Annotated in this window: 15 protein-coding genes and 2 tRNA genes; 6 read left to right on the top strand and 11 right to left on the bottom strand. The window is 74.4% G+C overall.

Annotation, left to right across the window (positions count from 1 at the left end):
• Positions 1–193: 193 nt before the first annotated feature.
• Positions 194–1,921, top strand: a complete 1,728-nt coding sequence (locus ACIOGZ_RS20005) for a chitinase (protein ID WP_400986613.1) — start codon at positions 194–196, stop codon at positions 1,919–1,921.
• Positions 1,922–1,983: 62 nt separating this feature from the next.
• Positions 1,984–3,174 (top strand): MFS transporter, encoded by a 1,191-nt coding sequence (locus tag ACIOGZ_RS20000; protein ID WP_400986612.1) that lies wholly within the window; start codon positions 1,984–1,986, stop codon positions 3,172–3,174.
• On the opposite strand, the gene ACIOGZ_RS19995 is transcribed toward ACIOGZ_RS20000, so the two are convergent.
• The 4 genes from ACIOGZ_RS19995 to ACIOGZ_RS19980 form a co-directional block, all read right to left on the bottom strand.
• A complete protein-coding gene (locus ACIOGZ_RS19995; protein ID WP_363619951.1) occupies positions 3,171–3,806 on the bottom strand; it encodes a DJ-1/PfpI family protein in 636 nt (211 codons plus the stop codon). The genes ACIOGZ_RS20000 and ACIOGZ_RS19995 overlap by 4 nt on opposite strands.
• A complete protein-coding gene (locus tag ACIOGZ_RS19990; protein WP_363619950.1) occupies positions 3,806–4,777 on the bottom strand; it encodes a GlxA family transcriptional regulator in 972 nt (323 codons plus the stop codon). Before ACIOGZ_RS19990 ends, ACIOGZ_RS19995 begins: the two co-directional genes overlap by 1 nt.
• Before the next feature lie 152 nt (positions 4,778–4,929).
• A tRNA-Lys gene (locus ACIOGZ_RS19985) sits at positions 4,930–5,003 on the bottom strand.
• A gap of 73 nt (positions 5,004–5,076) precedes the next feature.
• Entirely contained in the window at positions 5,077–5,985 is a 909-nt protein-coding gene (locus tag ACIOGZ_RS19980) for an NADP-dependent oxidoreductase (RefSeq protein WP_400986610.1), read from the bottom strand.
• 181 nt (positions 5,986–6,166) lie between these two features.
• Here ACIOGZ_RS19980 and ACIOGZ_RS19975 point away from each other — a divergent pair, with 181 nt between their 5' ends.
• Positions 6,167–7,750 carry a Na+/H+ antiporter gene (locus tag ACIOGZ_RS19975; protein ID WP_363583586.1) on the top strand — a complete coding sequence of 528 codons (1,584 nt, stop codon included), beginning with the start codon at positions 6,167–6,169 and terminating at the stop codon, positions 7,748–7,750.
• Positions 7,751–7,925: 175 nt separating this feature from the next.
• Positions 7,926–9,587 (top strand): glucose-6-phosphate isomerase, encoded by a 1,662-nt coding sequence (gene pgi / locus ACIOGZ_RS19970; protein WP_350882566.1) that lies wholly within the window; start codon positions 7,926–7,928, stop codon positions 9,585–9,587.
• 124 nt (positions 9,588–9,711) lie between these two features.
• Here pgi and ACIOGZ_RS19965 read toward each other — a convergent pair.
• The 3 genes from ACIOGZ_RS19965 to ACIOGZ_RS19955 all read right to left on the bottom strand — a co-directional run bounded on the left by ACIOGZ_RS19965 (position 9,712) and on the right by ACIOGZ_RS19955 (position 10,947).
• Positions 9,712–9,785, bottom strand: a tRNA-Lys gene (locus ACIOGZ_RS19965).
• A gap of 68 nt (positions 9,786–9,853) precedes the next feature.
• The gene (locus ACIOGZ_RS19960) at positions 9,854–10,411 is read right to left on the bottom strand and encodes a bifunctional DNA primase/polymerase (protein WP_063349288.1); all 558 of its coding nucleotides are present in this window, start codon (positions 10,409–10,411) and stop codon (positions 9,854–9,856) included.
• A 161-nt stretch (positions 10,412–10,572) separates the two neighbouring features.
• Positions 10,573–10,947: a hypothetical protein gene (locus tag ACIOGZ_RS19955; protein ID WP_363583584.1), complete on the bottom strand. Its 375-nt coding sequence runs from the start codon at positions 10,945–10,947 to the stop codon at positions 10,573–10,575.
• Positions 10,948–11,197: 250 nt separating this feature from the next.
• Here ACIOGZ_RS19955 and ACIOGZ_RS19950 point away from each other — a divergent pair, with 250 nt between their 5' ends.
• Positions 11,198–11,566: a hypothetical protein gene (locus ACIOGZ_RS19950; protein WP_400986608.1), complete on the top strand. Its 369-nt coding sequence runs from the start codon at positions 11,198–11,200 to the stop codon at positions 11,564–11,566.
• 13 nt (positions 11,567–11,579) lie between these two features.
• Here the strand turns inward: ACIOGZ_RS19950 and ACIOGZ_RS19945 are convergent, their stop codons facing one another.
• From ACIOGZ_RS19945 to ACIOGZ_RS19935, 3 genes are read right to left on the bottom strand one after another with little or no spacing between them, the layout of a single operon-like run.
• Positions 11,580–12,941, bottom strand: a complete 1,362-nt coding sequence (locus ACIOGZ_RS19945; RefSeq protein ID WP_400811785.1) for an AAA family ATPase — start codon at positions 12,939–12,941, stop codon at positions 11,580–11,582.
• Positions 12,941–14,572, bottom strand: a complete 1,632-nt coding sequence (locus ACIOGZ_RS19940) for a hypothetical protein (protein WP_363628165.1) — start codon at positions 14,570–14,572, stop codon at positions 12,941–12,943. Before ACIOGZ_RS19940 ends, ACIOGZ_RS19945 begins: the two co-directional genes overlap by 1 nt.
• A 55-nt stretch (positions 14,573–14,627) precedes the next feature.
• Positions 14,628–15,875 carry a hypothetical protein gene (locus ACIOGZ_RS19935; RefSeq protein ID WP_400986606.1) on the bottom strand — a complete coding sequence of 416 codons (1,248 nt, stop codon included), beginning with the start codon at positions 15,873–15,875 and terminating at the stop codon, positions 14,628–14,630.
• 287 nt (positions 15,876–16,162) lie between these two features.
• Here ACIOGZ_RS19935 and ACIOGZ_RS19930 point away from each other — a divergent pair, with 287 nt between their 5' ends.
• On the top strand, positions 16,163–16,819 hold the full coding sequence (locus ACIOGZ_RS19930; RefSeq protein WP_363583574.1) for a histidine phosphatase family protein: 657 nt from the start codon (positions 16,163–16,165) through the stop codon (positions 16,817–16,819).
• Positions 16,820–16,840: 21 nt separating this feature from the next.
• Here ACIOGZ_RS19930 and ACIOGZ_RS19925 read toward each other — a convergent pair whose 3' ends face one another.
• Positions 16,841–18,427, bottom strand: a complete 1,587-nt coding sequence (locus ACIOGZ_RS19925; protein ID WP_400986604.1) for a tetratricopeptide repeat protein — start codon at positions 18,425–18,427, stop codon at positions 16,841–16,843.
• Positions 18,428–18,665 lie beyond the last annotated feature (238 nt).

Below are 18,665 nucleotides of genomic sequence, written 5' to 3'. Positions count from 1 at the left end.
CGGCCCGTCGGGGCTGCCTGGCGGACGGTGCGTAGGCCGCGGACCGGTCTGGACCATTGACACCGCAGTGTCGAATCCACTTCAGTGGTCTAGTCCAACTTGGGTGCCAGGCCGGGCCGCTCCCCCCCACTGGCGCGTGCTCCGGCGTGCCCTCGGACGTCCCCCACGACCGCGCCATCGCAGGAGCCCCCGCATGCGCAGAACCACACCCGCACCCGCCCCCGCCCGCCGGAAGCAGTCCCGCACCCTGCTCGCCGCCGGCACCGCCTCCGCCGTCGCCGCGGCCACCCTGGTCGGTGTCACCCTGGGCCTGGCGCCCGCCGCCTCGGCCGGCGAGTTCCTGGTCAACGGCGGCTTCGAGTCCGGCTCGCTCGGCCCCTGGAGCTGCACCGCCAACTCCGGCAGCGTCGTCACCAGCCCGGTGCACGGCGGCGGCTACGCCCTCGCCGCCGCGGCCACCGCGGGCGACACCGCCCAGTGCGGCCAGACCGTCACCGTCGCCCCCAGCACCACGTACACGCTCAGCGCGTACGTCAACGGCTCGTACGTCTACCTGGGCGTCGACGGCGGCGGCCCCAGCACCTGGACCCCCGGCACCGGCGGCGGCTACCAGAAGCTCAGCCTCAGCTTCACCACCGGCGCCACCCAGACCAGCGCCACCGTCTACACCCACGGCTGGTACGGCCAGGGGACCTACTACGCGGACGACGTCTCGCTGGACGGGCCGGGCGCCCCCAGCCCGACGCCGACGCCCACCGGGTCCCCGACGCCCACGCCGACCGCGACGCCCACCGGGACACCGACGGGAACGCCCACCGGCACCCCCACCGGTACCCCGACCGGGACACCGACGGGAACGCCCACCGGCACCCCCACCGGCACCCCGACCACCCCGCCGCCGCCCGGCAGCCACGCCCTGGTCGGCTACCTGCACGCCAGCTTCGCCAACGGCGCCGGCTACACCCGGATGGCCGACGTCCCGAACTCCTGGGACTTCATCGACCTCTCCTTCGGCGAGCCCACCTCCGTCACCTCCGGCGACATCCGGTTCAACCGCTGCTCCGTCACCGACTGCCCGACCGTGGAGTCCGACGCCGACTTCAAGGCCGCCATCGCCGCCAAGCGGGCCCAGGGCAAGAAGGTGCTGATCTCGATCGGCGGCCAGAACGGCCAGGTCCAGCTGACCACCACCGCCGCCCGCGACACCTTCGTCAGCTCGGTCTCGGCGATCATCGACAAGTGGGGCCTGGACGGCCTGGACATCGACTTCGAGGGGCACTCGCTCTCCCTCAACACCGGCGACACCGACTTCAAGAACCCGACCAGCCCGGTCATCGTCAACCTGATCTCCGCACTGAAGACCCTCAAGGCCAAGTACGGCCCGGGCTTCGTGCTGACCATGGCGCCGGAGACCTTCTTCGTCCAACTCGGCTACCAGTACTACGGTTCCGGTCCCTGGGGCGGCCAGGACCCGCGCGCCGGGGCGTACCTGCCGGTCATCTACGCGCTGCGCGACGACCTCACCCTGCTGCACGTCCAGGACTACAACTCCGGCTCCATCATGGGCCTGGACAACCAGTACCACTCGATGGGCGGCGCCGACTTCCACGTCGCGATGACCGACCTGCTGCTCAACGGCTTCCCGGTGGCGGGCAACACGAACAACAAGTTCCCGCCGCTGCCCGCCTCCAAGGTGGCCATCGGCATGCCGGCCACCACCAACGCCGGCAACGGCTACGTCGCCCCGGCCGAGGTGAACAAGGCCCTGGACTGCCTCACCAAACTGGCCAACTGCGGTTCGTACGTGCCGCGTTCGGGCGCCCAGCCGAACCTGCGCGGGCTGATGACCTGGTCCGTCAACTGGGACCAGTTCGGGGTCCGGGAGTTCTCCAAGAACTTCGACGGCTACTTCCGCCGCTGAGGTGACGTCGGTGGGAACCGTGCTTGAACCTGACACCGGTGTGAGGATCGAGCATGGTTCCCATGGCGACCACACAGCTCCCGACTCCCGTAGCCCGCAGCCCTTTTCCCCTGCCCGCCCTGCTCGCCCTGGCCACCGCCGTCTTCGTCACCGCGCTCACCGAGACCCTGCCCGCCGGCGTGCTGCCCGGGATGGGCGGGGCCCTCGGCGTCAGCGAGTCGGCCGCCGGGCAGACCGTCACCGTCTACGCGCTCGGGACCGCCGCCACCGCGATACCGCTCACCGCAGCCACCGCCGGCTGGGGCCGCAAGCGGCTGCTGCTCACCGCGATGGCCGGCTTCGCCGCCGCCAACACCGTCACCGCGGCCTCCGCGAACTACCCGCTCACCCTGGCCGCCCGCTTCCTCGCGGGCGTCGCGGCCGGCCTCGCCTGGGCGCTGCTGGCCGGGTACGCGCGCCGGCTGGTGCCGGTCGAGCAGCAGGGCCGGGCCATGGCGGTGGCGATGGCGGGCGTGCCGGTGGCGCTGTCGCTGGGAGTGCCGGTCGGCACCTTCCTCGGCCAGGCGCTCGCCTGGTGGGTGCCCTTCCTGGCCATGACGGCACTGGCGCTCGGCGTGATCGGCTGGATCGCGGCCCTGCTGCCGGACCAGCCCGGACGACCCGCCGGTGAGCGCGCCCCGGTGCGGAGCGCGCTCACCGTGCCCGGGGTGGCGCCGGTGCTCACCGTGACGGTGCTCTTCGTGCTCGCCCACACCATCCTGTTCACCTACATCGCGCCCTTCCTCGACCGGACCGGCCTCGGCGACGCGACCGACACCGTGCTGCTGGTCTTCGGCCTGGCCTCGCTGGCGAGCATCTGGTTCACCGGTTCCCACATCCACCGCCGGCTACGGCAGTTGACGATCGGCGGTGCGCTGCTGGTCGCCCTGTCCGCGGGCCTGCTCGGCCTCTGGTCGCACAGCACACCGCTGGTGTACGCCGCCGCCGCGCTCTGGGGCCTGGGCTGGGGCGGCGCCCCGACCCTGCTGCAGACCGCCGTCGGCGACGCGGGCGGCGAGCGGGCGGACGCCGCCCAGGCGGTACTGGTCACTCTGTGGAACGCCGCGATGGCGGGCGGCGGCGTGGTCGGCGGCCTGGTGCTGGGCCGCCTGGGCACCGGCGCCCTGCCCTGGACGGTGCTCGCCCTGATGCTGCCCGTCCTGGCGGTGGTCACCGGCGCCCGCCGCCACGGCTTCCCGACCGGGCGCCGTTAGCGCAGCTGGAGCCCGTTGGCCAGCAGCTCGGCGACCAGCTCGGGCCGGGCCGTCGCGACCGAGCCCGCCGAGTACGGCGGCTGCGGGTCGTACTCGATGACCAGCTGGATCGCCTCCGCGGTCGCGTCCCCGGCCATCAGGCCGGTCAGCGTCAGCGCGAGGTCGATCCCGGCCGAGACCCCGGCCGCGGTCGCGTACTTGCCGTCGACCACGACCCGCTCCGTCCCGGTCGGCTCCGCCCCGAACTTCTTCAGCGCGTCGAGGCAGCACCAGTGCGAGGTGGCCCGGCGCCCCGCCAGCAGTCCGGCGGCGCCCAGCAGCAGGGAGCCCGAGCAGACCGAGGTGGTCCAGGTGGTGGTGGCGTCCACCGCGCGCACCCACTCCAGCACGGCCTGGTCGGCCAGCCGGGCCTCCGTCCCGGGACCGCCCGGGACGAGCAGCACGTCGGCCGAGTCCACCTCGTCCAGGGCGGCCTCCGCGGTCAGCGACAGGGTCTTCATGTCGGTGCGGACCGGGCCGCGCTTCGCGGCGGTGAACACCACCTCGGCGCCGGGGATGCGGGACAGCACCTCGCAGGGGCCGACGGCGTCCAGGGCGGTGAACCGGTCGTAGAGCAGAACGGCGATGCGCATCAGTGTCCTCCAACAGGATCGGGTCGGAAGCGGCGTCGGTACTCGGCGGGCGGGGCGGCCAGGGACCGGACGAAGGCGCGCCGCATCGCCTCCGGGGTGCCGTAGCCGCAGGAGCGCGCGATCTCCTCGATGCCGTCGGCGGTGTCCTCCAGCAGCCGCCGGGCGGCCTCCAGCCGGACCCCGTCCACGTACCGGCCCGGGGTCACCCCCACCTCGGTGGCGAAGGCCCGGGCGAAGTGCCGCGGTGACAGCGCCGACCTGCGGGCCAGCGCCTCGACCGACAGGTCGGCCTCCGGGTGCTCGGCGATCCACCGCTGCACCTCGCGCAGCGGCTGCCGGGCCGCCACCTGGGCGGCCAGCTGGGTGCTGAACTGGGCCTGGTTGCCCGGCCTGCGCAGGAAGACCACCAGGTGGCGGGCGATCAGCAGGGCGGCGTCGCGTCCCAGGTCCTCCTCGACCAGGGCCAGCGCCAGGTCGATCCCGGCGGTGACCCCGGCCGAGGTGGCGACGTTCCCGTCCCGGACGTGGATCGGGTCCGGGTCCACCTCGACGTCCGGGAACCGCCGGGCCAGCGCCTCGCAGTACGCCCAGTGCGTGGTCGCCCGGCGCCCGGCCAGCAGCCCGGCCTCGGCGAGCAGGAAGGCCCCGGTGCACACCGACACCACCCGCTCGGCCCGGCCGGCCAGCTCCCGGATCCGTGCCACCAGCGCACCGTCCGGGAGGTCGCTGCCCAGCCCGCCGGGGACCAGCAGGGTGTGCACCGGCCCGACCCCGGCCAGGTCCGTGTCCGGCAGCAGCCGCAGCCCGCTGTGGCTGCGCACCGGCCCGCCGCCCGGGGAGGCGGTGGTCACCCGGTACGCCCCCGGCTGCCCGGCGGCCGCGCCCGCCCCCGCGAACACCTCCACGGGACCGGTCACGTCGAGGCTCTGCACGCCCTCGTAGAGGACGACGACCACGCTGCGCGCTCTCATGCGACCAGCCTGTCACCGGGCCGCAGTGGCAGCAATGACCCGTTTCCCACCTTTCCTGCCACAGTCGGCGGGGATGCCGGTGGGATTGCCGGCGGGGAGCGCGGAAACGCCGGAAGGCCCCTCGCTCTCGCGAAGGGCCTTCCGGCTGTCTGTGCGCCGCCAGGGACTCGAACCCCGGACCCGCTGATTAAGAGTCAGCTGCTCTAACCAACTGAGCTAGCGGCGCCTGCTGACGCGGAGAACATTACCTGGTCAGCAGCCGAAACACACAATCGGCCCGGGTGGCTGCGCACGCAGCGTCACGGCACCAGGACCACCTTGCCCCGGACGTGCCCGGCGCCGACCAGCCGGTGGGCCTCGGCGGCCCGCTCCAGCGGCAGCGCCTCGGCGATCTCCAGCCGCAGCCCGCCCGCCTCCCACAGCCGCACCAGCTCGGTCAGCCGTGCGGCCGTGCGCGGCCCCCGCAGCCCCCGTACGCCCAGCCGCTCGGCCTCCGGGTAGTCGACCACGGTGCCGATCCGGCTCCGGTCGGCGACCAGCTCGACCGAGGCCGCCAGCGCGCCCCGCCCGGCGGCGTCGAAGGCGGCGTCCACGCCCTGCGGCGCCACCGCCCGGACCCGCTCGACCAGCCCCTCGCCGTACGCGACCGGGATCGCGCCCAGGTCGCGCAGGTAGTCGTGGTTGCGCTCGCTCGCGGTGCCGATCACGGTGGCGCCCCAGGCCCGGGCGAGCTGGACGGCGACGGTGCCGACCCCGCCGGAGGCGCCGTGCACCAGGACGGTGTCGCCGGGGCCCACCGCGAGCAGGGTGAGCGCCAGGTGCGCGGTCTGGCCGGAGGCGGAGAGCGAGCCGGCCTGCTCCCAGGGCATGCCGGCGGGCTTGGCCACCAGCTGGGAGGCGTCCACCGTGACGAGCTCGGCCTGGCTGTCCAGGAAGCGGAAGCCCAGTACCTCGTCGCCGACCTGCCGGCCGGAGCCGCCCGGTCCGAGTCGGTCCACCACTCCGGCGAACTCGTTGCCGAGGACGAACGGCGGCTCGACGACGGCCCCCGGCGGGCGGAAGCCCTCCCGGATCGCGAGGTCGACCGGCTGCACCCCGGCCGCGAGGACCCGCACCCGCACCTCGCCCGGTCCGGGTTCCGGGTCGGGCACCTCGGTGACCCGCAGGACCTCCGGACCGCCGGACCGCGTGACGGTGACCGCCTTCATGTCTGCTCCCGCCCTCTCGAATGTTCGACATTCGACTGCTTGACTGTTCGAACACCCCCGATCCTCGGACCTGAAGTCCGCTTGAGGTCAAGCGATTGTTCGGCGTGTCTTCACTGATGGGCGCATTGTCAGATTTATCCTGGGCGGCGCTCAGCCGTCCGTTGTGGAGAGGAACGTTTCCGTGGGCCAGCTGCCCCTGTTCTTCCTGGTGCTGCTCGCCTCCGTGGTGACCATGCCGCTCGCACGCAAGACCGGAGTGCCGCAACCGGTCCTGATGACCCTGCTCGGCATCGTCATGGCGCTCGTCCCGCAGATCCCGGACGTCACCATCGAGCCCGAGCTGATCCTCCCGCTGGTCCTGCCGCCGCTGATCTTCGCGGTCGCCCGGCGCTCCTCGGTGCGCTACTTCAAGGCCAACGTCCGCTCGATCCTGCTGCTGGCCGTCGCCCTGGTGGTGGTCACCACGGCCGCGGTGGCCGGGGCGGTGCACTGGCTGCTGCCCGCCCTGCCGGTCGCCGCCGCGATCGCGGTCGGCGCGCTGGTCTCCCCGCCCGACCCGGTGGCCGCCGTCGCGGTGGCCGGCAGCGTCGGCCTGCCCCGGCGCCTGGTGTCGATCCTGGAGAGCGAGGGCCTGTTCAACGACGTCACGGCGATCGTCGTCTACTCGCTGGCCATCGAGGCCGTGGTCAGCGGCGACTTCTCGATCGGCCACGCGGTGCTGCGCTTCATCCTGTCCGCGGTGCTCGCCGTGGTCGTCGGCATCGCCCTCGGCTGGGTCAACACCAAGCTCGCCGAGCGCCTGGACGACCCGACCCAACAGGTCGCGCTCAACCTGCTGGTGCCCTTCGCCGCCTACGCCATCGCCGAGGAGATCCACGGCTCCGGCGTGCTCGCGGTCGTGGTCTGCGCGCTCTACCTCGCCGAGCGGGCCTCCGACGCCGACGCCGTCTCCTTCCGGCTGGTCGGCAACGCCTTCTGGGAGGTCGTCGAGATCCTGATCACCGGCGTCGCCTTCGGCCTGATCGGCCTGGAGCTGGCCACCGTGCTCAAGGAGGCCGGCCGCGGCTGGACCGGCTTCATCGGCGACGCCGCCGTGGTCATCGGCGTGGTCGTGGTGGTCCGACTGCTCTGGCTGCTGCCGGCCGGCTGGCTGTCGAAGAAGCTGCGCAGCGGCGACGACGAGGACACCCCGTTCAGCTGGAAGGAGAGCGTGATCCTCTGGTGGTCCGGCATGCGCGGCGTGGCCACCGTCGCCCTGGCCCTCGCCATCCCGCTCACCCTCCACTCCGGCGAGGAGTTCCCCGAGCGCGGCCGCCTGGTCTTCATCGCCTTCAGCGTGGTGCTGTTCACCCTGCTGGTGCAGGGTCTCACCCTGCCCTGGCTGGCCAAGCGGTTCGAACTGGACATCGACCAGGACAAGCACGAGCAGGCCGTCCGCCAGCTCTGGTGGCGGGCCGCCAAGGCCGGGCTCAGGCGGCTGGGCGAACTGGAGGAGCAGGACCGGCTGCCCGCCGAGGTCGCCGACCGCCTGCGGGACCGTCAGCACGACCGGCTGGCCCGGCTCTGCCCGGAGAACTACGCCGAGGAGGAGGCCGCCGAGGCCAAGCTGCGGCTCAGCCAGTGGCGGGCCGCCCGGGAGGTCGAGCAGGAGATGATCGCCGCCTCCCGGCGCGAGATGCTCGCCGCCCGCAGCGAACTCGGCGCCGACCCGGAGCTGGTCGACCAGGTGCTGCGGGGGCTGGACCTGCGCTCGGAACGCAAGTGACGGCCTGTCCGGCCCCGCCGGGCGGAATGTGCGCGACCGGCTCCGCGGTTGCATAGGCTGAGCCCGGGCAGGCCGTCAACGGAGTCGGCGCACCACCAGTACCCGCACGACCTCGCGAGACCCTCACCGCCTGGCCCTGCCGGTTTCCGCACCCAGATGAATCGAGGAACCACCGATGTCGGAGACCCGTGCCGACGCCCGCACCCCGCTCGACCGCACCCCGCAGTGGGCCGCCCTCGGCAAGCACCGGGCCGCGCTGGGCGAGACGCACCTGCGCGAGCTGTTCGCCGCCGACCCGGAGCGCGGCCGCCGCTACACCCTCCAGGTCGGCGACCTGCACGTGGACTACGCCAAGCACCTGGTCACCGACGAGACGCTGGAGCTGCTGCGCGAACTCGCCGCGGCCACCGGCGTCGCCGAGCTGCGGGACGCGATGTTCCGCGGCGAGAAGATCAACAACACCGAGCACCGCGCCGTCCTGCACACCGCGCTGCGCGCCCCGCGCGGTGCCGTGATCGAGGTCGACGGCGAGAACGTGGTGCCCGCCGTGCACGCCGTCCTCGACAAGATGGCCGGCTTCGCCGAGCGGGTCCGCGGCGGCGAGTGGCGCGGCCACACCGGCAAGCCGATCCGCACCGTCGTCAACATCGGCATCGGCGGCTCCGACCTCGGCCCCGCGATGGCCTACGAGGTGCTCCGCTCGTTCGCCAAGCGCGACCTCGACGTCCGCTTCGTCTCCAACGTGGACGGCGCCGACCTGCACGAGGCGGTCCGCGACCTCGACCCGGCCGAGACGCTGTTCATCGTCGCCTCGAAGACCTTCACCACCATCGAGACCATCACCAACGCGGTCTCGGCCCGCGACTGGCTGCTCACCGGGCTGGGCGCCGGCACCGAGGCGGTGGCCAAGCACTTCGTCGCGCTGTCCACCAACGCCGAGGGCGTGCGGGACTTCGGCATCGACACCGACAACATGTTCGAGTTCTGGGACTGGGTCGGCGGTCGCTACTCCTACGACTCGGCGATCGGCCTCTCGCTGATGATCGCCATCGGCCCCGACGCCTTCCGCGAGATGCTGGACGGCTTCCACCTGGTCGACGAGCACTTCCGCACCGCGCCGCCGGAGCAGAACGTCCCGCTGCTGCTCGGCCTGCTCGGCGTCTGGTACGGCGCGTTCTTCGACGCCCAGGCGCACGCCGTGCTGCCCTACTCGCACTACCTGTCGAAGTTCACCGCCTACCTCCAGCAGCTGGACATGGAGTCCAACGGCAAGTCGGTGACCCGCGACGGTTCGCCGGTGACCTGGCAGACCGGCCCGGTGGTCTGGGGCACCCCCGGCACCAACGGCCAGCACGCCTACTACCAGCTGCTGCACCAGGGCACCAAGCTGATCCCGGCCGACTTCATCGGCTTCGCCAAGCCGGTCGCCGACCTGCTCCCGGGCCTGGTCGCCCAGCACGACCTGCTGCTGGCCAACTTCTTCGCCCAGACCCAGGCGCTGGCCTTCGGCAAGACCCCGGAGGAGGTGGCGGCCGAGGGCGTGCCCGCCGAACTCGTTCCGCACAAGACCTTCCAGGGCAACCACCCGACCAGCACCATCCTGGCCGCCGAGCTGACCCCCTCGGTGCTCGGCCAGCTGGTCGCGCTCTACGAGCACAAGGTCTTCGTCCAGGGCGCGATCTGGAACATCGACTCCTTCGACCAGTGGGGCGTCGAGCTGGGCAAGGTGCTCGCCAAGCGGATCGAGCCGGTGCTGCTGACCGGCGAGGGCGCCGAGCAGCTGGACAGCTCCACCGCCGAGCTGGTCGCCCGCTACCGCGCGCTGCGCGGCCGCTGAGCCCCGGTCGGGCCGTCCGCTCCGGCGGGCGGCCCGGTCCTGTTCCCTTGTTCCCTGATTCGCTGATTCGAGCGGGAAACGCCGAGAGGCCCCTTGCTTTCGCAAGGGGCCTCTCGGCTGTCTGTGCGCCGCCAGGGACTCGAACCCCGGACCCGCTGATTAAGAGTCAGCTGCTCTAACCAACTGAGCTAGCGGCGCCTGCTGACAGAGAAGACTTTAGCAGCGCCCGGGGTCCGCGCCAAAATCGAATACCGGCCGTCCTCCGTTCACCCCCCGGTCACGGCCGCCGCGCCGGCGGGCACGGCCGCAGCCGGCTCCCGGGCCGCCCGCACGCACGCCCACAGCACCACCGAGGCGCCCGGCAGCCACGGCTCCCGGTCCTCCGGGGCGACGATCCACCGGCCGGAGCCCAGCCCGGGGGAGTCCGGGCCGTTCACCATCCGCTGCACCGGCGGCACGGTCACCGCGTCGCCCTTGCCGTGGCACAGCAGGGGCGGCACGTCCCGGGCCCACTCCTCCCAGGCCAGCAGCCTGCGCAGCCGGGGCCCCGCGCCGGGCTGGACGAACAGCAGCGTCCGCCCCCGGTAGGAGGCGACCGGCCCGCAGCCCGGCCCGGAGGCCCACAGCTCGTCCAGCACCCGGCGGCCGAACAGTGACGGCATGCTGATCACGTCGAAGGCGCGCCCGCAGGGCAGCACCGAGGGTGCCCACGGCCGGGCCTCCCAGAGGGCGCGCATGCTGCGCGGGTACTCGCTGGCGGAGGCGAGCCAGGCCTCGCCGGCCACGGTGACGTACTCCACCGACTGATACGTCCAGATGTCCACGGACAGCAGCCTGTGCCGTCCGCGGGCCGGACGGGAGGGAAAGCACGGTTTGCCGTACAGGACGACGGGGAACGGCGTACCCTTCCCCGCTCGCGCATATGCCAGCGGCTGATGCCGGAGCACCGGGGCCCGGCGCTCCGGCGCCTCGTGCCCGGCTGCGCTCAGTCCTCGTGGCGGCGGGGCTGGAGCAGCCCGCGGCCGTACTCGATCATCTTGGCCGCGTAGTCGGGGGTCCAGTCCGCCCGCTGCGCGATCTCGGCGTCGGACAGCGCGTCGAAGCGGCGCGGGTCCGCCAGCTGTGCGGCGGCGACCGCCTGGAAGTCGGTGGCCCGCTCGGCGGCCGTCCGGAAGGCCAGGGCCAGCTCGGTGGAGCGGCGCAGCAGGTCCGCGGGGTCGTCGATCGACTCCAGATCGAAGAATCGTTCCGGCTCCGGTTCGGCGGACTGCGGCTCGAACAGCAGCTGCACCGGACGCAGACGCCGCGCGGGGTCGGCCTGACCGCCGTGGTCGGACGCCTTCGTGTGGGAGTCGGGCATGAACGGACACCTCCGGGTCTCGGTGGGGGTGGGCGGCGGCTGCTCCGGGCCGCGCCGCACGGCCGTGGCCGCCGTCCATTGTCGCGCGGCGGCGGCCGGTAACGGAACGGTGCGCGTGCGGGCGCTATTCCCCCGCACGCGCCGGGGTCGCGCTACTCCTTCGGGTGGTCGGGCGCGTGCGGTGGCGTCGGGGCGTCGGGGCCGTCGTTGTCCCGGGTGTTCCAGCGATCCACCACCCCAGGGAGAACCCATGCCCCTACGCAAGGGCCTCGCGGCCGGACTCCTGCTGATCGCCCCGGCCCTCGGACTGGCCGTGGCACCTGCGGCCGGGGCCGCCGAGACGACCGTCGTGGTGACCGGGCCGTGGAGCGGCCCGGGCGGCTGGTCGATGGCGACCTGCCCCCAGGGCTCCCACCTCACCGGGGGCGGCTACGCCTTCCGGCCCGCCGCCTCCGGCGACGCCGTCCTGGTCAACGCGCCGAACCCCGACGACCCGAGCACCTGGGCGGTGCGGGCCGAGCACGGGACCGTCCGGGCCTACGCCGCCTGCGAGACCGAGACCGAGACCGAGACCGAGACCGAGACCGAGACCGAGACCGAGACCGAGACCGAGACCTGACCCGCCCGGCCGGTCAGCCCAGCCGCACCCGGTGGCCGCTCAGGTGGTGCAGCACCTGGTGGTTGGCCTCCCAGCCGTCCGGGAAAGCGACCGGGACGCCCAGCTGGACCGGCTCGGTGGACGGGTGCTCGTCCAGCAGTTCGCCGATCCCGGCCCGGGCGACCACGATGCAGGCGTGCCGGTGCCGGGAGGCGAGCACGCACAGCCGGCCGGTCTCCAGGTGGAAGGCCGTCGCGTCGGGCCGCCCGGACAACGGGTGCAGCACCACCGTGACGTCGTACTCGCGGCCCTGCAACCGGTTGGCGGTGTCCACCGTGACGGCCGGGCCGGCCGCCTGGTCCACCGGGACGCCCACCCTGAGCAGGGCCGCGCGGACGGCCGCGGCCTGGTCCCGGTGGGCGGTGCCGACCGCGATCCGGTCGGCGGTGAGAGGTGCCTCGCCCTGTTCGGAGCGGGCGGTCAGCCCGCGCTCCAGCAACCGCCGGACGGTGGCCGCGACGGCCGCCACCGCCTGCGGATCGGTCCGCACGGTGTGCCGGGCGGGCAGCTCCAGCAGCGCCCAGCCGTGCTCGGCGGCCCGGTCGATCGCGGCGTCCAGCGCGCCGCCGTCCGGCCGGACGGCGGCGCTCAGCCGGCGGTCGTCCGGGCCGGTGCCGGAGCGGAACGGCGTGTACGGGTAGAACGCCCGCGAGATCAGCGGCGCCGCGCTGGCCGGCAGCCGCCAGGAGACCGGCAGCCGGTGCGGCTCGATCTGCGGGTTGTGCGCCAGCATGGTGACCACGGCGCTGCTCGACGGGTCGTACGACAGGCCCGCCCACTGCTCGGTGCCGACCACGGTGAACGGGTCCAGCTGGCCCGGGTCGCCGACGAACAGTGCCCGCTCGAACAGCCGGGCCACCGCGAGCAGGGCGTCCGAACGCATCTGGTACGCCTCGTCGACGATCGCGTGCCGCCACGGCGCCTCGGCCCGCACCCACTGCCACTTCGCCGAGGTGGAGACCACCACGTCGTGTTCGACCAGCTCGGCGACCTTGTCGGAGGGCGTGACGTTGGCGTGCTTCAGCACCTCCGGGCCGGGCCGGGCGTCGGCGGCGTGCAACCGACCGATCGTCAGGTCCGGCGCCTTCTCGGCGAGTCGGCCGACCAGGTCGTCCACCTGGCCGTTGGTCTGGGCGACGATCATCAGCCGCTCGCCGGCCTCGACCAGCTCCCGGGCCGCCCGCACCACCAGCGTCGACTTCCCGGCGCCGGGCGGGGAATCGACCACCACGCCGCGCGGGGCGCCGGCCGCCGGGTGGACGGTCGCGGCCAGGATCCGGGCCACGGCGGCGTCGGCGGCAGCGCCCGGGGCCTGCTCGGCGCTCAACTCGGCCATCATTCCCACTCCTCGGAGACGGACGGGGCGGGCGCGGGTGCGGGCGCGGCGCCGGGCGGGCCGCCGTGCGTCCACGGGGTGTCGTCCGGCTCGGGCAGCGGCGCGGACTGGCGGACCGTCAGCTCGAACAGGGTGAAGGTGACCGGATCGCCGGGCTCGGGCAGGCTGCCCGGCTCGGGCTCCTTCCTGCGCCCCATGCCGGACAGCAGGCGCAGGGTGATGGTGCCCCCGGCCGGGTCGACCGCCGCGATCTCCGCCTTCTGCGGGGACCGGCCGCCGCCGGCCTCCGGCTGGGGGGACCCCCACACCCGGTGCGCCTCCCGTCCGAGGTCCGCGTGCGGGCGGTCGGCGGTGCGCAGGGTGATCAGCGGGCGCGGCTTGGGGGAGCGGCCGGTGGTGTCGTAGTCCGGCACCACCTCGGTCACCACGCCGCTGAACGCCTCGCCGGACAGCCGGTGTTCGGCCATCGCCAGCGGATCGTCCAGCGCCTCCTGGACGTCCAGCCGGGTCTGCTCGCGCTCGCGCTGGGCGAGCTTGCGGGCGGCCGTGACGGCGTCGTCCTGCCGCGGCTGCGGCGGCTCGCCGGCCGCCAGCCGGTCCCGGTGGCCGGTGTAGGACCAGCGGTCGCCGGTCCAGCGTTCCGCCAGGTGCCCGGCGGGCGGCAGCCCGCGCAACAGGTCCAGGCCGCGCCAGACGTCCCGCCAGGTGGGCAGCAGCACGGCCGCCAGCACCTCGCGCAACTGCTCGACCGCGGCCCGGACGGCCGCCCGGGCACGCTCGGCGGCGGCCTCGTCGCGCTGCTCGGTGCTGTGCTGAAGGGCGGCCGTGGCGGTGTCGTAGCGGGCGATCGCCGGGGCGAGCACGAACTCGTCGAAGCGCGGATCGGTGGCCGGGCCGGCCGGCGGGTGCAGCAGCTGCCCCCGGTCGTCCCGGGCGGACTCGGCGCGCTCGGCCGCCTCGGCACCGGTCAGGCCGTCCGGCGGGGCGTGCCAGGCCAGGTGGGCGGCCAGGTGCTGGTCCTCCAGGTGGCTCTGGCCGGTGGCCCAGTGCCGGGCCAGCAGGCCGGTCATCGGCAGCAGCAGGCTGGTGCCGGGCACCTGGGCGCGGTCGGTGAGGTGGGTCAGCCAGCGGCCGAGCAGCGGCACCCGCACCGGCGCGGGGTACGGCCCCGGTTCGTCGTCCTCGACCGTGCGGCGGAACCGGGTGGAGCGGCCGAGCAGGGCCAGGTGCCGCACGCCCGCGCCGTTCGGCACGATCAGCTGCGGCGCGTCGGCGCACAGCTCGCGGAACACCTGGGTCTTCTCGCCGGTCTCCGGGTCCTTCTCGGAGCCCTCGATCTGCTCCACGTCCTCGGCGAAGGACTCCAGGTAGGGCAGCAGGTCGGCGGCCAGCTCGGCCAGGAAGTCGAACCGCAGGGTGCGGTTGAGCGGCTGCGGTACCAGGTGCAGCCGGGGTGCGTCCCGGTCGGTGCCCAGCAGCACCGCCAGCGGCGCGCCGGCCTCACCGGCGGCCGTCAGCGGCACGACCACCATCGGGCGGTCGGACAGGTGCCGGTGCCGGACGGTGGCCAGCGGCTCGGCCCGCCCGCTGCGGACGGCCTCCAGCCGGGCGAGGGTGGTCAGCAGGCTCATGCGCCCGCCCCCGCCTCGGGCCCGCCGCGTTCGCGTACGGCCGTGCTGCGCCCGCTCATGCGTGGCCCGCCGTCGGGGCCTTGCCCAGCGCCTCGGCGCGCAGCGCGGCCGCGTAGGCCAGCCGGTCGGCCGCCTCGTCCACGTCGGTGTCGGCGTTCTCGTCCAGGTCGGCGTTCTCGTCCACGGCGGCGGTGCCGGCTTCGGCGGCGGCCAGGGCCCGCGTCACCGTCCGGATGCTGCCCAGTTCGCCGCGCACGCCCCGGCCGAGCTGCTCGACCCGGTCGCCGCAGCGGGCCTGGGCGCGGCAGTGGAAGCCGAGCTCGCAGGTGGAGAGGCAGTCCGGGCCGTACGCGGCGGGCACCGCCTCGACCGAGGCGGTCAGCTCCTCGGCGGAGCGGGCCGGCACGCCCTCCTCGTCGGCCGCCAGGTCGAAGTCGGCGCCCGCCGGCAGCTCCGCCAGCAGCCGGTCGATGCCGGTCATCCGGCTCAGCTGACGGCGGGTGGTGGCCAGCTCGCGGCGGACGTCGACGGCGACGGCCGTCGGCCGGTTGCCGAAGTCCTTCGGGCAGACCAGCAGCACGCTCGACCGGGGGCTGCCGGGCAGCCGCTGCTCGGTGTACGGGTCGGCGTCGAGCGGGTGGCCGGCCAGCGCGGCGGCGGTCCGCTGGAGCGCCAGCACGTACACGGCGGCCTGGCGGGCGGCGGCGCCGACCTTGGCCGGGTCCGCGCCGCCGTCCAGCACCGGGAAGGACTTGATCTCGACCACCGTGCACCGGCCGCCGTGCACCACGACCGCGTCCGGCTCCAGGTAGGCGGTGCCGCCGGCCACGTCCAGGCGCAGCATCGGGTGGTCCAGCAGCGTCCAGGCGTCCGGGTCGGAGGCGGCCCGGGCCAGCGCCTCGACCGTCCGGTCGGCCCGGACGGCGGGCCCGGAACGGTGCAGCAGATCCGGCACCTGCAAGGGGGTGCCGCCGTCCGCCGGGACGCCGAGGTGGCCGCGCAGCGGCTCCAGCAGCGCGGCGTAGTCGTCCGCCTTCAGCCGGGACTCGAAGATCACGCCGCGGGCGATCGCGAACGGGGACTGCCCGAAGGGCGCGGGGCGGCCGAGCCGGGCGGCCAGCGTCGACTTGTCCACCCCCGCCGCGTCGAGCACGGCGCGGCGGTGGCAGCCCGGATTGGCGGCGAGCGCGGCGAGGGAACGGGCGTTCAGGCTGCGCTGCGGCGCGGGACCGCGCAGTTCGGCGAGCCGCTGGGCGAGCGGCTCAGCGTGCCCGGTGGACGGGACGTTCGTCGAGACGTTCATGGTGCGGCCCAGTGTCGCACCTGGGTCCGACAATGCGGTGCGGACCGGCCTGTTCCGGCCTGAACCGCGCGTGCGTGCCAGGTGGGGACACCCCGGGACCTGGCCGGCCCGGACACCGAGGCCGTTTCGGTCCGCCGCCCCCTCCGGGCCGTTTCGGCCCGCCGTCGCCTTCCGGGCCGTTTCGGCCCGGCCCGCGATCGTGCCCGCCGTCCGGGTGAGGGATCATGGAACCCGGTGCTCAAGGGTGAGACCGACCGTTGCCACCGCCCCGCTGCGAGGAGCCTGCCATGCCCGCCCGAATCGTGCTGGTCCGCCACGGCGAGACCGAATGGTCGGCCACCGGCCGCCACACCGGCCGCACCGACATCCCGCTGACCGAGGAGGGCAGGGCGATGGCCCGGGCGCTCGGTGCCCGCCTCGCCAAGGCCCCCTGGAACGGGCTGCCGGACGCGCTCGTCTACACCAGTCCGCTCGGCCGCGCCGAGGAGACCTGCGCCCTGGCCGGCTTCGGCGACCGGGCGGTGGAGCGCCCGGAGCTCCTGGAGTGGGACTACGGCCAGTACGAGGGCCGCACCGGCGCGGACATCCGCGCCACCGACCACCCCGGCTGGCTGATCTGGCGCGACGGCGTGCCCGGCGGCGAGAAGCTCTCCGAGGTGGCCGCCCGGGTGGACGCCTTCCTCGCCGGCCTCAACGAGGAGCACGGCGTCCCCGAGCCGGACACCACCGTCATGCACTGCGCGGACCGGGACGTCGTCCTGTTCGCGCACGGCCACCTGCTGCGCATCCTGACCGCGCGCTGGCTGGGCCTGCCGCCCGAGTTCGCCCAGCGCTTCAAGCTCGGCACCGCCGCGCTCTGCGTGCTCTCCTGGGAGTACGGCGCGCCGGCCGTGGAGGTCTGGAACGACCTCTCCCACCTGGAGGGCCTGGCCGCCGGTCACTGACGGATCGTCAGGATCCGCCCCTCAGGCGGCTGCCGCCTGGTCGTACCCGGCCAGGAAGTGGCGCACCTCGGTCACGGCGGCGTGCGGGCGCAGCCGTTCGGCGGTGTCCGCCAGCATGCTCCGGATCCGGGCCGAGCGGACCTCGCCGAACAGCGCCACGGCGGCCGAACCGTGGTGCGCCGCACCCGCCAAGTCGCCCCGGCCGAGCCGGTCGTGGGCCAGCTCGGCGGTGTACAGCACCCGGTTGCGGACGAAGTGCGGCTTCTGCAGTGCTATGGCCAGCCCGGCCTGCTCGCTGGCGCGGTCCCAGTCGCCGAGCGCGGACCAGCACTGCGACTGCAGGCCGGCGATCTCCGCCTCGCCGAAGAAGGACATCCACTCCGGATCGTCCTCGGAGCGGCCGCGGCCGAACAGCGTGTACGCCCGGGCGATCGCGCGTTCGCAGGCGGCGCGGTCCTGCAGCAGCGCCCAGCCGCCGGCCTCCCGCATGGCCAGCAGTGCGAGCAGCCGGGCGGAGTCCAGTTGGCGGGCGGCGACCTGCCCGGCCTGGGCGGCGCGCAGCGCCTCGCGGGGGCGGCCGGCGTCCCGGGCGAGGAAGGCGCTGTTGCAGAACACGTGCGCCTCCAGTGCGGCGTCGCCGGCCATGCGGGCGGTGGCGAGCGCCTCGGCGTAGAGCGAGCGGGCGTCTGCCAGCCGGTTCGAGTCGTGCGCCAACCAGCCCACCGAGATGGCGAGTTCGCCGGCTCCGGCCTGAAGCCGGCGTTCGGTCTCCGCGCTGTACTCGCCCTCGTTGAGCAGCAGGTAGGCGGTGCGCAGCGACTGCCCGGCGCGTTCGAACAGGGTGTCGCCGCCGTGCGCGTCGTCGGCCAGCCGGATCTCCCGGACGGCCTCCTCGACGCCGAGCACCTCGGCGGCGCCGACCTTGCGGGGTGGCGGTACCGGCCCGGGGCGGCCGGGCACGAAGGCGCCGGGGCCGGGCTCGAACAGCACCGGTGCGGCGGGGTCGGCGGGGGCACTGCCGGTGGCCGCGGCGGCCACGGTCGGCCGGTCGATGCCGATCACGGTGGCCAGCGCGGTCGGGCCGCCGGCCAGGAACGTACGGCGACGCACGTCGTCGTTCTCCTCGTCGAGATAGGGCGATCCATCAGGCCCCCGGGGCACCGCGACGGCCTTCGGCCACGGGGGCCTGGTCGGAGCGGCTGGATCCGCGTACGGCGAGGCAGCGTACGGGAGTTGAGTGGAGAGTGGTGAGCGCGGGGCGGGCGGGGGCGGGAACGGTGGGTGGAGCGGGGGGGCTTCGGCCCTCCCGCCGGCACCGTCCGCCGGGCGGCGGCGTACGGCGGTCCGGGGGGAGAAGCCGAGTTCGGTGAGCGTGCGATCCGGCCACATGTGCCGGAAGACCCGCTCGTAGGCGTAGTTGGGGCAGCGGATCTCACCGGATTCGACCCGTCCGACGTAGCGGGCGTCGCAGGAGACGTGCTCCCCGATCTCCCGGGCCGCCCGGCGCACGGCCATGGCGAACTCGCCGGGTGAGCGGTCGCCGCGCAGTGCGCGCATCACGGCGTTGGGTGACGGGCGGTTCGGCTCGGCCGGTGGGGTGGCTGCCATGGTGCGCTCCGTGGTCGTGCGGAGGGTGGTGGTGCGGGCGCGCGGCCGGCGGCGCCGGAGGTGCGCGGGTGTCGGGTGCGGGGGCGAAGTGCGGGTACGGTCCGGGTGTCGGCACGGTGGTGCGCGACGGTGCGGGAACGGCCCGGTGTGGCCGGTGGGGTCGTCGCGACCGCCACCGACAGTACCGGGCGTGACCGGTCGACCACAGCCGGTTCCTGGGAGATATGCCCCCAATTCG

The sequence above is a fragment of the Kitasatospora sp. NPDC088160 genome (genome assembly GCF_044741445.1).
GTDB lineage: Bacteria > Actinomycetota > Actinomycetes > Streptomycetales > Streptomycetaceae > Kitasatospora.
The sequence above is the reverse complement of the archived record's forward strand: the minus strand, read 5'-3'. Positions and strand labels throughout refer to the sequence as shown.